The following is a 13,236-nucleotide window of genomic DNA, read 5'->3' as shown; positions in this document are numbered from 1 at the left end:
ACAGAGTCGAGAATCGAACGTCTGAGCTATAGGCTGGCTGCCGCATCCTTGAAGAAGAACCGCGAAGAAGAACCGCAGAAGAACCGCCCCCGAAGCCAGCCGTCTCGTCCCGGAGAAAGGCGCCAGAAGCTGTGGCCGACCGTCTCGTCGTCCGCGGTGCACGCGAGCACAATCTCAAGAACGTCTCGCTCGACCTGCCCCGCGACTCCCTCATCGTCTTCACGGGCCTCTCCGGCTCCGGCAAGTCCTCGCTCGCCTTCGACACGATCTTCGCCGAGGGCCAGCGCCGCTACGTCGAATCGCTGTCCTCCTACGCCCGCCAGTTCCTGGGCCAGATGGACAAGCCCGACGTGGACTTCATCGAGGGCCTCTCCCCGGCCGTCTCGATCGACCAGAAGTCCACCAACCGCAACCCCCGTTCGACCGTCGGCACGATCACCGAGGTCTACGACTACCTGCGCCTGCTGTTCGCCCGCATCGGCAAGCCGCACTGCCCGCACTGCGGCCGCCCGATCGCCAAGCAGTCGCCCCAGGCCGTCGTCGACAAGGTGCTGGAGCTCGCCGAGGGCACCCGCTTCCAGGTCCTCAGCCCGGTGGTGCGCGAGCGCAAGGGCGAGTTCGTCGACCTCTTCGCCGACCTGCAGTCCAAGGGGTACTCCCGCGCCCGGGTGGACGGCGAGACGATCCAGCTCGCCGAGCCGCCGAAGCTCAAGAAGCAGGAGAAGCACACCATCGAGGTGGTCATCGACCGCCTCACCGTCAAGGAGAGCGCCAAGCGCCGCCTCACCGACTCGGTGGAGACGGCCCTGCGGCTGGCCGGCGGCATGGTCGTGCTCGACTTCGTCGACCTCCCGGAGGACGACCCCGAGCGCGAGCGGATGTACTCCGAGCACCTCTACTGCCCGTACGACGACGTGTCGTTCGAGGAGATGGAGCCGCGCTCGTTCTCCTTCAACTCGCCCTTCGGCGCCTGCCCGGACTGCTCGGGCCTGGGCAACCGGATGGAGGTCGACCCGGAGCTGGTCGTCCCCGACCCGGAGCGCTCGCTCGCCGAGGGCGCGATCAACCCCTGGTCGGCCGGGCACATGAAGGAGTACTACGCCCGCCTGATCGACGCGCTGGCCGAGGAGCTCGGCTTCCGCACCGACATCCCCTGGGCCGGGCTGCCCGCCCGCGCCAAGAAGGCGCTGCTGTACGGGCACAAGCACCAGGTGCAGGTGAAGTACCGCACCCGCTTCGGCCGCGAGCGCTCGTACAGCACGGGCTTCGAGGGCGCCGTCCCGTTCATCCAGCGCCGGCACACCGAGGCGGAGAGCGACAGCAGCCGCGAGCGCTTCGAGGGCTACATGCGCGAGGTGCCCTGCCCGACGTGCCGCGGGACCCGGCTCAAGCCGGTGGTGCTCGCCGTCACCGTCCAGGACAAGTCGATCGCCGACGTCTCCTCGATGTCGATCAGCGACTGCTCCGAGTTCCTGGGCGCGATGAAGCTCAACGACCGGGACAAGCAGATCGCCGAGCGCGTCCTCAAGGAGGTCAACGAGCGGCTGCGCTTCCTGGTCGACGTCGGCCTGGACTACCTCTCGCTGGACCGCGCGGCCGGCACCCTCTCGGGCGGCGAGGCCCAGCGCATCCGGCTGGCCACACAGATCGGCTCCGGCCTGGTCGGCGTGCTGTACGTGCTGGACGAGCCGTCCATCGGCCTGCACCAGCGCGACAACCACCGCCTGATCGAGACGCTGGTGCGCCTGCGCGACATCGGCAACACCCTGATCGTGGTCGAGCACGACGAGGACACCATCAAGACCGCGGACTGGGTGGTGGACATCGGCCCCGGCGCCGGCGAGCACGGCGGCAAGGTGGTGCACTCCGGCTCGCTCAAGGAACTCCTCGCCAACAAGGAGTCGCTGACGGGCCAGTACCTCTCCGGCAAGCGCTCCATCCCGATCCCGCAGACGCGCCGCGACCGGGACAAGAAGCGGCAGTTGACGGTCCACGGCGCCCGCGAGCACAACCTCAGGGACGTCACCGTCGGCTTCCCGCTGGGGACGCTCACGGCGATCACCGGCGTCTCCGGCTCCGGCAAGTCCACGCTGGTCAACGACATCCTGTACACCCACCTCGCCCGGGAGCTCAACGGCGCTCGCAGCGTGCCCGGCCGGCACACCCGGATCACGGGGACGGACCTGGTGGACAAGGTCGTGCACGTCGATCAGTCGCCGATCGGCCGCACCCCGCGCTCCAACCCGGCCACGTACACGGGTGTGTTCGACCACGTGCGCCGGCTCTTCGCCGAGACGCAGGAGGCCAAGGTCCGCGGGTACCTGCCGGGCCGGTTCTCGTTCAACGTCAAGGGCGGCCGCTGCGAGAACTGCACCGGCGACGGCACGATCAAGATCGAGATGAACTTCCTGCCGGACGTCTACGTGCCGTGCGAGGTCTGCCACGGCGCCCGGTACAACCGGGAGACGCTGGAGGTCCACTACAAGGGCAAGTCCATCGCCGAGGTGCTGGACATGCCGATCGAGGAGGGCCTGGCCTTCTTCGAGGCCGTCCCGGCGATCGCCCGGCACCTGCGCACGCTCAACGACGTCGGCCTCGGCTACGTCCGGCTCGGCCAGTCCGCGCCGACGCTCTCCGGCGGCGAGGCGCAGCGCGTCAAGCTCGCCTCGGAGCTGCAGAAGCGCTCCACCGGGCGGACGGTCTACGTGCTGGACGAGCCCACCACCGGCCTGCACTTCGAGGACATCAGCAAGCTGATCACGGTGCTCAGCGGTCTGGTCGACAAGGGCAACACGGTGATCGTGATCGAGCACAACCTCGACGTGATCAAGACCGCCGACTGGGTCGTCGACATGGGCCCCGAGGGCGGCTCCGGCGGCGGCACGATCGTCGCCGAGGGCACCCCGGAGCAGATCGCCGCCGTCCCGGCGAGCCACACCGGCAAGTTCCTGCGGGACATCCTCCCGGGGGACTTCGCGGACGCCCCGGTGGCCGCCCCCGCCAAGAAGGCGCCGCGCAAGCGGGCCGCCGCGGCGAAGAAGTAGCCGCGCGCCACGGGCCGGCCGCCCCCTCGGGAGGGGCGGCCGGCCCGTGGGCCTGTCATAGACTTCCGGGCGGCCCCGAGCCGGGCCGCCGACCGACGAGCCGATGAGACGAGCAGGAGCGCACCGATGTCCGAGGCCCCCGAGACCAGCCCCGCCGCCTCCCGCCGCACCCTGCTCTGCGGGGCGGCCGTCCTGGCGGCCGGCGGCGCCGTGGCGCTCACCGGCTGCGGCTCGTCGAGCGGCTCCTCCTCGGGCGGGAGCAGCGCCCCCAAGGGCCCGGTGGACCTCGGCCCGGCCACCGACGTCCCGGTCGGCGGCGGCAAGGTCTTCCGCGAGCAGAAGATCGTGGTCACCCAGCCCGCCGAGGGCCAGTTCAAGGCCTTCAGCGCCAAGTGCACCCACGCCGGCTGCGTCGTCGACCAGGTCAAGAAGTTGCAGATCCAGTGCCCCTGCCACGGCAGCCGGTTCTCCATCGCCGACGGCTCCGTCGAGGAGGGCCCGGCCCCCAGCCCGCTGCCCGCCTACACCGTCGCCGTCGAGGGCGGGAACCTCAAGGTGACCGCGAGCTGAAGCAGTTGATCTGGTTGATCTCCCTCCAGCCGGAATCGGTACGGTGGACCCATGGCTGACCCGAGCACCTACCGCCCGGCGCCGGGCGCGATCCCGACCTCCCCGGGCGTCTACAAGTTCCGCGACGCCCACGACCGGGTCATCTACGTCGGCAAGGCCAAGAACCTCCGCCAGCGCCTGACGTCCTACTTCCAGGACCTCTCCGGCCTGCACCCGCGCACCGCGACCATGGTCACCACCGCCGCCTCGGTGGAGTGGACGGTCGTCGGCACCGAGGTCGAGGCGCTGCAGCTGGAGTACTCCTGGATCAAGGAGTTCGACCCCCGCTTCAACGTCAAGTACCGCGACGACAAGAGCTATCCGGAACTCGCCGTCACCCTCAACGAGGAGTACCCGCGCGTCCAGGTCATGCGGGGCGCGCACAAGAAGGGCGTGCGCTACTTCGGCCCGTACGGCCACGCCTGGGCGATCCGCGAGACCGTCGACCTGCTGCTGCGCGTCTTCCCCGTCCGCACCTGCTCCAACGGCGTCTTCAAGCGCGCCCGGCAGGTCGGCCGCCCCTGCCTGCTCGGCTACATCGGCAAGTGCGCCGCCCCCTGCGTCGGCAAGGTCACCGAGGAGGAACACCGGGCGCTGGCCGAGGACTTCTGCGACTTCATGGCCGGACGCACCGGCAACTTCCTGCGCCGCCTGGAGGCGGAGATGCAGGAGGCCGCCGAGGAGATGGAGTACGAGAAGGCGGCCCGGCTGCGCGACGACATCGGCGCCCTCAAGCGCGCGATGGAGAAGAACGCCATCGTCTTCACCGACGCCACCGACGCCGACCTCCTGGCCGTCGCCGAGGACGAACTCGAAGCCGCCGTGCAGATCTTCCACGTCCGCGGCGGCCGGGTGCGCGGCCAGCGCGGCTGGGTCACCGACAAGGTCGAGGACGTCGACACCCCCGGCCTCGTCGAGCACGCCCTCCAGCAGCTGTACGGCGGCTCCGGCGAGTCCGTCCCTCGCGAGGTGCTGGTGCCCGCCCTGCCCGAGCCCTCCGGCCCGATACGGGACTGGCTCGGCTCCCTGCGCGGCAGCCAGGTCGACCTGCGCATCCCGCAGCGCGGCGACAAGAAGGACCTCATGGCCACCGTGCAGCGCAACGCCCAGCAGGCGCTGGCGCTGCACAAGACCAAGCGGGCCTCCGACCTCACCACCCGCAGCCGCGCCCTCCAGGAGATCGCCGACGCGCTGGAGCTGGACTCCGTCCCGCTGCGCATCGAGTGCTACGACATCTCCCACCTCCAGGGCGAGGACGTGGTCGCGTCCATGGTCGTCTTCGAGGACGGCCTGGCCCGCAAGAGCGAGTACCGGCGCTTCCAGATCAAGGGCTTCGCCGGCCAGGACGACGTCCGCTCGATGCACGAGGTCATCGGCCGCCGCTTCCGCCGCTACCTCCAGGAGCGCGAGCAGACCGGCGAGTGGGCCGTGCCCGAGGAGGACGACGACCAGGCCGAGGACGGCACCCGCACCGAGGACGGCCGCCCCAAGCGCTTCGCCTACCCGCCCCAGCTGCTGGTCGTCGACGGCGGCCAGCCGCAGGTCGCCGCAGCCAAGCGGGCCCTGGACGAGCTGGGCATCGACGACGTCGCCCTGTGCGGCCTCGCCAAGCGCCTGGAGGAGGTCTGGCTGCCCGGCGAGGACGACCCCGTCGTGCTGCCCCGCTCCAGCGAGGGCCTCTACCTGCTCCAGCGGGTGCGCGACGAGGCCCACCGCTTCGCGATCACGTACCAGCGCGCCAAGCGTTCCAAGCGACTCACCGCCGGGGAACTGGACTCCGTCCCGGGCCTCGGAGAGACTCGCCGCCGGGCGCTGCTCAAGCACTTCGGCTCGCTGAAGAGGCTCCGGGCCGCCACCGTCGACGAACTCTGCGAGGTACCCGGCATCGGACGCCGCACGGCGGAGACTGTTGCGGCGGCGTTGTCGTCCCGTACACCCGCGGCACCTGCGGTCAACACCGCGACCGGCGAGATCATCGAGGACGGGGTCGACGAGACTGCCGCGCCGGTGGCCGCAGCACCCCAGAAGGCACCATCCCAGGAGACGCCATGACGGTCGACGCCGCCCGTCAGCCGGCCCGATCCGCCGCCCCGGCCCGCCAGAACGGGCCCAGGGAGCGCGCGGCGGCCGTACGCGTCCTCCCCAGTAGAAAGACCGAGAGCGGGGAACCGAAGTGACCGTGTCAGACGTGGCCGAGAACGCGCCGGAGCTGGTGATCATCTCCGGCATGTCCGGAGCCGGCCGCTCCACCGCGGCCAAGTGCCTGGAGGACCTCGGCTGGTTCGTGGTCGACAACCTGCCGCCCGCCCTGATCCCGACCATGGTCGACCTCGGCGCCCGCTCCCAGGGCAACGTCGCCAGGATCGGCGTGGTCGTGGACGTGCGCGGCCGCCAGTTCTTCGACGACCTCCTCACCTCCCTCGACGAGCTGGAGAAGCGGGGCGTGCGCCTCCAGGTCGTCTTCCTCGACTCCTCCGACGAGGCCCTGGTGCGCCGCTTCGAGAGCGTGCGCCGCCCGCACCCGCTCCAGGCGGACGGCCGGATCGTCGACGGCATCGCCCAGGAGCGCGACCTGCTGCGCGACCTGCGCGGCGAGGCCGACCTGGTGATCGACACCTCCAACCTCAACGTGCACCAGCTGCGCGCCAAGCTCGACGCCCAGTTCGCCGACCACGACGAGCCCGAGCTGCGCGCCACCGTGATGTCCTTCGGCTTCAAGTACGGCCTGCCCGTCGACGCCGACCTCGTGGTGGACTGCCGCTTCCTGCCCAACCCCCACTGGGTGCCCGAGCTGCGGGCCCGCACGGGCACGGACGCGGACGTCGCCGACTACGTCTTCCAGCAGCCCGGGGCCAACGAGTTCCTGGACGGCTACGCCGATCTGCTGCGCATCATCGCCGAGGGCTACCGCCGCGAGGGGAAGCGCTACATGACGCTTGCCGTAGGCTGCACCGGTGGCAAGCACCGCAGCGTCGCCATGTCCGAGCGTCTGACCAAGCGTCTCATCGCCGACGGAGTCGAGACGGTGCTCGTCCACCGTGACATGGGACGGGAGTAGTCCGCCTCCTTCTCGCCGGGCCGCCGGTGGAGCCGGTGGCGGGGGAGGAACGCGAGGTGATTCGTGGCGGGAGTGGCGGGATTCGGATCCGGGCGGCAGCCGCTGGGCCGGGGAGGTGACCGGGCGGTCAGCCCGGCCCGGCCCCCGGCGCCCAGCCGGCCGCGCAGCAGCCCCGCCCGGGCCAACCCCGCCCCCCGCATCACCGCGCTCGGCGGCGGCCAGGGCCTGTCGGCCTCGCTGTCGGCGCTGCGCCGCCTGACCAGCGACCTCACCGCCGTCGTCACCGTCGCCGATGACGGCGGCTCCAGCGGACGGCTGCGCGAGGAGCTGGGGGTGCTGCCCCCGGGCGACCTGCGCAAGGCGCTGGCCGCGCTGTGCGGGGACGACGACTGGGGCCGCACCTGGTCCGAGGTGATCCAGCAGCGCTTCACCGGCAACGGCGAGCTGGGCGGCCACGCGGTGGGCAACCTCCTGATCGTCGCCCTCTGGGAGAAGCTGGGGGACCCGGTGGCCGCCCTGGAGTGGGTCGGCCGGCTGCTCAACGTCCAGGGCCGGGTGCTGCCGATGTCGGCCGTCCCCCTGGACATCGAGGCGACGGTGCGCGGCCACGACCCGGCCCGCCCCGTCGAGGTCGGCGCCGTACGGGGCCAGGCCAGCGTCGCCGCGACCCCGGGCACCGTGCAGTCGATCCGGCTGGTGCCCGAGGAGCCGCCCGCCGTCCCCGAGGCCGTCGCGGCCGTGCGGGAGGCGGACTGGGTGGTGCTCGGCCCCGGCTCCTGGTTCACCAGCGTGCTGCCGCACCTGCTGGTGCCCGAGCTGGCCGAGGCGCTGGTGCAGACCCGCGCCCGCCGCCTGCTCACCCTGAACCTGGCCCCGCAGCCCGGCGAGACGGAGGGCTTCACCCCGCAGCGGCACCTGGAGGTCATCGCCGACCACGCTCCGGACCTCGCCGTGGATGCGATCCTTGTGGACGAGCGCGCCGTCACGGGTGGCGCCTTCGGCCAGGCGGACCTGGCCGGATTGGAGAAGGCGGCCGGGCGGATGGGCGCGGCTCTGGTGCTCGGCTCGGTGGCCCGGACCGACGGCACCCCGCGACACGACCCCGAGCTGTTGGCCGCCGCGTACGACCGGATTTTCCGGACACATGGAAGGATCGGGCCATGGCGATGACTCCAGCGGTGAAGGACGAGATCAGCCGGCTCCCGGTCACCAGGGCCTGCTGTCGCAAGGCGGAGGTGTCGGCGATCCTGCGGTTCGCGGGCGGACTGCACATCGTGAGCGGCCGCATCGTGATCGAGGCGGAGCTGGACACCGGTGCCGCGGCGAGGCGGCTGCGCAAGGACCTGCTGGAGATCTTCGGGCACTCCTCCGACCTCGTGGTGATGGCCCCCGGCGGTCTGCGGCGCGGCAGCCGCTTCGTCGTGCGCGTCGTCAAGGACGGCGAGCTGCTCGCGCGCCAGACCGGGCTCGTGGACGGCAGGGGCCGCCCGATCCGGGGCCTGCCCCCGGCGGTCGTCTCCGGGGCCACCTGCGACGCCGAGGCGGCCTGGCGCGGGGCCTTCCTGGCGCACGGCTCGCTCACCGAGCCGGGCCGGTCCTCCTCGCTGGAGATCACCTGCCCCGGCTCCGAGGCCGCGCTCGCCCTCGTCGGCGCCGCCCGCCGGCTCGGCATCCCGGCCAAGGCCCGCGAGGTGCGCGGCGTCGACCGGGTCGTCATCCGCGACGGTGACGCGATCGGCGCGCTGCTGACCCGCCTGGGCGCGCACGAGTCGGTGCTCGCCTGGGAGGAGCGCCGGATGCGCCGCGAGGTGCGGGCCACCGCCAACCGCCTGGCCAACTTCGACGACGCCAACCTGCGCCGCTCGGCCCGTGCCGCGGTGGCGGCCGGCGCCCGGGTGCAGCGCGCGCTGGAGATCCTCGGCGAGGAGGTGCCCGAGCACCTGGCCGCGGCCGGCCAGCTGCGGATGCAGCACAAGCAGGCCTCGCTGGAGGAGCTGGGCGCGCTCGCCGACCCGCCGCTGACCAAGGACGCGGTGGCCGGCCGGATCCGCCGCCTGCTGGCGATGGCCGACAAGCGCGCCTCCGAGCTCGGCCTGCCGGGCACCGAGTCGAGCCTCACCGACGAGATGGCGATGAACTGACCGCCGTGGTCCAGACCGCCACCCGGGCCGTCACCTTCCGTGACCACCTCAGGGCCGGTGCCCCGCCTCGCGCGGAGCACCGGCCCTGAGCCGTTCCGGGGCAGGGGCAGGGGCAGGGGCAGGGGCAGGGGCAGGGTGGGGCCGGGGTGGGGCTGGGTGGGGGCTGAGGGCGAACAGTCAAATTGGTAGAGACCACTGGCCCGGGACCAACTGCCCGGCGCACGAGGGACGGACGGCCTGAAATGGGGGTTGCCGTGCGCCACGCCCAGTCTCAGGAAGCGGCGCGATGTGCCCTCCCAGCCTCGGGAGAGGTAGGGTCATAGGCGGTCGGGGACTTCCCAAATCTCATCCCCGTCGGCTCAGCGCCGGCGTACCTAACGAGGAGATCGGTTCGTGACGATCCGGGTAGGCATCAACGGCTTCGGCCGCATCGGCCGCAACTTCTTCCGCGCCGTCAAGGCCCAGGGCGCGGACATCGAGATCGTCGGTGTCAACGACCTCACCGACACGAAGACCCTGGCCCACCTGCTGAAGTACGACACCACCCTGGGCACCTTCCCGGGCGAGGTCTCGCACACCGAGGACAGCATCACCGTCGACGGCCACACCTTCAAGGTGACCGCCGAGCGTGACCCCGCGAACCTGCCGTGGGCCGAGCTGGGCGCCGACATCGTCGTCGAGTCCACGGGCATCTTCACCAAGGCCGACGCCGCGAAGAAGCACATCACCGCCGGTGCCAAGAAGGTCATCATCTCGGCGCCCGCGACGGACGAGGACGTCACCGTCGTCCTGGGCGTCAACGACGAGAAGTACGACGCGGCCAACCACCACGTCATCTCCAACGCCTCCTGCACCACCAACTGCGTGGCGCCGATGGCGAAGGTGCTGAACGAGAACTTCGGCATCGTCAAGGGTCTGATGACCACCGTCCACGCGTTCACCAACGACCAGGTCACCCTGGACTTCCCGCACAAGGACCTGCGCCGTGCTCGTGCGGCGAGCCAGAACATCATCCCGACCTCGACCGGTGCCGCCAAGGCGACCGCCCTGGTCCTGCCCGAGCTGAAGGGCAAGCTGGACGGCACCTCGCTGCGCGTCCCGGTCCCGACCGGCTCGATCACCGACCTGGTCGTCACCCTCGAGCGCGAGGTCACCAAGGACGAGGTCAACGCGGCCTTCCAGAAGGCCGCTCAGGAGGGCTCGCTCAAGGGCATCCTGGCCTACACCGAGGACCCGATCGTCTCCTCGGACATCGTGAACGACCCGCACTCCTGCATCTTCGACTCGCAGCTGACCATGGTCCAGGGCAACCAGGTCAAGGTGCTCGGCTGGTACGACAACGAGTGGGGCTACTCGAACCGCGTCGTCGACCTGGTCACCCTCGTCGGTGGGCAGCTCTGACCTTGCGGGAGCTGACGTGATGTAGGGGCGAGGGCCCGGACGGCGACCGCCGACCGGGCCCTCGCGCCGCGCTCAAGGACTTCCCAGGCGGCCCCTGCGCCGTGCCGCCTCACTGCGCATCCCCATCTCCCCAGGAGACCGAAGAACCCGTGAAGACCATCGAAGACCTCGACGTCGCAGGCAAGCGCGTCTTCGTCCGCGCCGACCTGAACGTCCCGCTGGACGGCAGCACGATCACCGACGACGGCCGCATCCGCGCCGTCGCGCCGACCATCGCCAAGCTCGTCGAGCGCGGCGCCAGGGTCGTCGTCGCCTCGCACCTCGGCCGCCCCAAGGGCGCGCCGGACCCGCAGTTCTCGCTCGCCCCGGTCGCGGCGCGGCTCGGCGAGATCCTCGGCCGTCCGGTCGCCTTCGCCACCGACACCGTCGGTGAGAGCGCCGCGGCCACCGTCGCCGCGCTGGGCGACGGCGAGGTCGCGCTGCTGGAGAACCTCCGCTTCAACGCCGGCGAGACCAGCAAGGACGACGCCGAGCGCAAGGCCTTCGCCGAGCAGCTGGCCGCCCTCGCGGACCTGTACGTCGGCGACGGCTTCGGCGCCGTGCACCGCAAGCACGCCTCGGTGTTCGACCTGCCCGCCCTGCTGCCGCACGCCGCCGGCGACCTCATCGCCACCGAGGTCGGCGTCCTCAAGAAGCTCACCGAGGACGTCGCCCGCCCGTACGTCGTCGTGCTCGGCGGGGCCAAGGTCTCCGACAAGCTCGGCGTGATCGACAACCTGCTGAAGAAGGCCGACCGCATCCTGATCGGCGGCGGCATGGCGTACACCTTCCTCAAGGCCCAGGGCCACGAGGTCGGCATCTCGCTGCTGCAGGCGGACCAGATCCCGACCGTGCTGGACTACCTCAAGCGCGCCGAGGAGACCGGCGTCGAGTTCGTCCTGCCGGTGGACGTCCTGGTCTCCTCCGAGTTCCCGGACCTCAAGACCAAGGCCCCGGCGACCTTCTCCACCGTCGACGCGGACAAGATCCCCGCCGACGAGGAGGGCCTGGACATCGGCCCGAGGACCCGCGAGCTGTACGCGTCCAAGCTGGCCGACGCCGGCACGGTGTTCTGGAACGGCCCGATGGGCGTCTTCGAGCACCCGGACTACGCCGGTGGCACCGCCGCCGTCGCGCGGGCCCTGGTCGACAGCGACGCGTTCTCCGTGGTCGGCGGCGGTGACTCCGCCGCGGCCGTCCGCATCCTGGGCTTCGACGAGACGAAGTTCGGGCACATCTCGACCGGCGGTGGCGCGAGCCTGGAGTACCTGGAGGGCAAGCAGCTCCCCGGTCTCACCGCCCTGGAAGGCTGAAAGCATGACTGAGCGTCTCCCGCTGATGGCGGGCAACTGGAAGATGAACCTCAACCACCTCGAGGCCATCCAGCACACCCAGAAGCTGGCGTTCGCGCTGGCCGACAAGGACTACCAGGCCGTCGAGGTCGCCGTCCTGGTGCCCTTCACCGACCTGCGCTCGGTGCAGACCCTGGTCGACGGCGACAAGCTGAAGATCAAGTACGGCTCGCAGGACATCTCCCAGCACGACTCGGGCGCCTACACCGGCGAGGTCTCGGGCCCGATGCTGGCGCGCCTGAAGTGCACCTACGCGGTGATCGGCCACTCCGAGCGCCGCCAGTACCACGGCGAGAACGAGGAGATCGTCAACGCCAAGGTCAAGGCCGCCTACCGCGCCGGGGTCACCCCGATCCTGTGCATCGGCGAGCCGCTGGAGATCCGCAAGGCCGGCACGCACGTCGAGCACACGCTGGCCCAGCTGGACGGCGCCCTGGAGGGCGTCCCGGCGGACCAGGCCGAGTCGATCGTCGTCGCGTACGAGCCGGTCTGGGCGATCGGCACCGGCGAGGTGGCCACCCCGGAGGACGCGCAGGAGGTCTGCGCCGCCATCCGCGCGCGCCTGGCCGAGCTGTACGACGCCGAGCTGGCCGGCAAGGTCCGTGTCCTGTACGGCGGTTCGGTCAAGTCGTCGAGCGCGGCCGGCCTGATGGCCAAGCCCGACATCGACGGCGGCCTGATCGGCGGCGCTTCCCTGGACGCCGACGAGTTCGTCAAGATCGTGCGCTACCGCGACCAGGCAGTAGGCTAACGCCGCCGCAGCAACGTAGGCTTTGGGGCCGGACCGCCGTACGCGGGCCCGGCCCCTTCGCCGAAGATACGAGAGAGTTGGTCCCGTCGTGGTTCTCGGGTTCTCGATTGCCCTGATCGTCCTGAGCATGCTGATGATCCTGCTGGTGCTGCTGCACAAGGGGAAGGGCGGCGGCCTGTCGGACATGTTCGGCGGCGGCGCGATGTCCACCGGCGGCGGCTCGGCCGTCGCGGAGCGCAACCTGGACCGCATCACCATCGTGATCGGGCTCGGCTGGTTCGCGTGCATCCTCGTTCTCGGCCTGGTGCTCAAGTACAAGAGCTGACGCCGTACTGACGCCGGTCTGACGCCCCGTATCCCGAGCGCTTATCCTTGTGACGGTCGGGGCGTAGGCGATGGTGGCTGATGCTTAACTCCTGCTTACACTAGGACGACTTTCGCCACCGACGCGCACGCGGCGGGTCGGCGCACCAGCACGCAGGGAGTCAGACCGTGGCAAGTGGCAACGCCATCCGTGGCAGCAGGGTCGGAGCCGGCCCGATGGGCGAGGCGGAGCGCGGCGAGTCCGCCCCCCGCAACCGGATCAGCTTCTGGTGTGCCAACAAGCACGAGACCAAGCCCAGCTTCGCCGCCGAAGCGGTCATCCCGGAGACCTGGGACTGCCCGCGCTGCGGATTCCCGGCCGGGCAGGACGAGGACAACCCGCCCGCGCCGTCGCGCAACGAGCCGTACAAGACCCACCTCGCCTACGTCCGTGAGCGTCGCACCGACGCCGACGGCGAGGCGATCCTCGCCGAGGCGCTGGCCAAGCTGCGCGGCGAGATCTGAGCGTTCGCACCGA

The 13,236-nt window shown here is 71.1% G+C and carries 11 protein-coding genes; all 11 read left to right on the top strand.

Annotated features, from left to right (window positions below; all coding sequences use genetic code 11):
* The first annotated feature begins 131 nt into the window (after positions 1-131).
* Positions 132-3,044 carry an excinuclease ABC subunit UvrA gene (uvrA, locus tag ACIRRS_RS26725; RefSeq protein ID WP_402975670.1) on the top strand — a complete coding sequence of 971 codons (2,913 nt, stop codon included), beginning with the start codon at positions 132-134 and terminating at the stop codon, positions 3,042-3,044.
* Between the two features lie 126 nt (positions 3,045-3,170).
* Positions 3,171-3,614: a Rieske (2Fe-2S) protein gene (locus ACIRRS_RS26720; protein WP_402975668.1), complete on the top strand. Its 444-nt coding sequence runs from the start codon at positions 3,171-3,173 to the stop codon at positions 3,612-3,614.
* Between the two features lie 51 nt (positions 3,615-3,665).
* Positions 3,666-5,705, top strand: coding sequence for an excinuclease ABC subunit UvrC (gene uvrC / locus ACIRRS_RS26715; RefSeq protein WP_402975666.1), 2,040 nt, complete (start codon positions 3,666-3,668; stop codon positions 5,703-5,705).
* 121 nt (positions 5,706-5,826) lie between these two features.
* Positions 5,827-6,711, top strand: coding sequence for an RNase adapter RapZ (gene rapZ / locus ACIRRS_RS26710; RefSeq protein ID WP_402975664.1), 885 nt, complete (start codon positions 5,827-5,829; stop codon positions 6,709-6,711).
* A 72-nt stretch (positions 6,712-6,783) separates the two neighbouring features.
* On the top strand, positions 6,784-7,881 hold the full coding sequence (gene yvcK / locus ACIRRS_RS26705) for a uridine diphosphate-N-acetylglucosamine-binding protein YvcK (protein ID WP_402975662.1): 1,098 nt from the start codon (positions 6,784-6,786) through the stop codon (positions 7,879-7,881).
* Positions 7,872-8,852, top strand: a complete 981-nt coding sequence (gene whiA, locus ACIRRS_RS26700; RefSeq protein ID WP_402975660.1) for a DNA-binding protein WhiA — start codon at positions 7,872-7,874, stop codon at positions 8,850-8,852. Before yvcK ends, whiA begins: the two co-directional genes overlap by 10 nt.
* Positions 8,853-9,245: 393 nt before the next feature.
* Positions 9,246-10,253 carry a type I glyceraldehyde-3-phosphate dehydrogenase gene (gene gap, locus ACIRRS_RS26695; RefSeq protein ID WP_402975658.1) on the top strand — a complete coding sequence of 336 codons (1,008 nt, stop codon included), beginning with the start codon at positions 9,246-9,248 and terminating at the stop codon, positions 10,251-10,253.
* Between the two features lie 149 nt (positions 10,254-10,402).
* Positions 10,403-11,605: a phosphoglycerate kinase gene (locus tag ACIRRS_RS26690; RefSeq protein WP_402975656.1), complete on the top strand. Its 1,203-nt coding sequence runs from the start codon at positions 10,403-10,405 to the stop codon at positions 11,603-11,605.
* A 4-nt stretch (positions 11,606-11,609) separates the two neighbouring features.
* Positions 11,610-12,395: a triose-phosphate isomerase gene (gene tpiA / locus ACIRRS_RS26685; protein WP_402975654.1), complete on the top strand. Its 786-nt coding sequence runs from the start codon at positions 11,610-11,612 to the stop codon at positions 12,393-12,395.
* 88 nt (positions 12,396-12,483) lie between these two features.
* Positions 12,484-12,720, top strand: a complete 237-nt coding sequence (gene secG, locus ACIRRS_RS26680; protein ID WP_402975652.1) for a preprotein translocase subunit SecG — start codon at positions 12,484-12,486, stop codon at positions 12,718-12,720.
* 215 nt (positions 12,721-12,935) lie between these two features.
* On the top strand, positions 12,936-13,223 hold the full coding sequence (locus tag ACIRRS_RS26675; RefSeq protein ID WP_031065345.1) for an RNA polymerase-binding protein RbpA: 288 nt from the start codon (positions 12,936-12,938) through the stop codon (positions 13,221-13,223).
* Positions 13,224-13,236: the final 13 nt, after the last annotated feature.

The sequence above is a fragment of the Kitasatospora sp. NPDC101183 genome, assembly GCF_044767945.1.
Classification (GTDB): domain Bacteria; phylum Actinomycetota; class Actinomycetes; order Streptomycetales; family Streptomycetaceae; genus Kitasatospora.
Note: the sequence above shows the minus strand (reverse complement) of the source record. Positions and strands in the feature narration are given on the sequence as shown.

Coding starts and splice junctions, on each gene's coding strand:
- ACIRRS_RS26720 (WP_402975668.1), top strand. CDS start 3,171: ATGTCCGAGGCCCCCGAGACCAGCCCCGCCGCCTCCCGCCGCACCCTG.
- uvrC (WP_402975666.1), top strand. CDS start 3,666: ATGGCTGACCCGAGCACCTACCGCCCGGCGCCGGGCGCGATCCCGACC.
- whiA (WP_402975660.1), top strand. CDS start 7,872: ATGGCGATGACTCCAGCGGTGAAGGACGAGATCAGCCGGCTCCCGGTC.
- tpiA (WP_402975654.1), top strand. CDS start 11,610: ATGACTGAGCGTCTCCCGCTGATGGCGGGCAACTGGAAGATGAACCTC.
- ACIRRS_RS26675 (WP_031065345.1), top strand. CDS start 12,936: ATGGGCGAGGCGGAGCGCGGCGAGTCCGCCCCCCGCAACCGGATCAGC.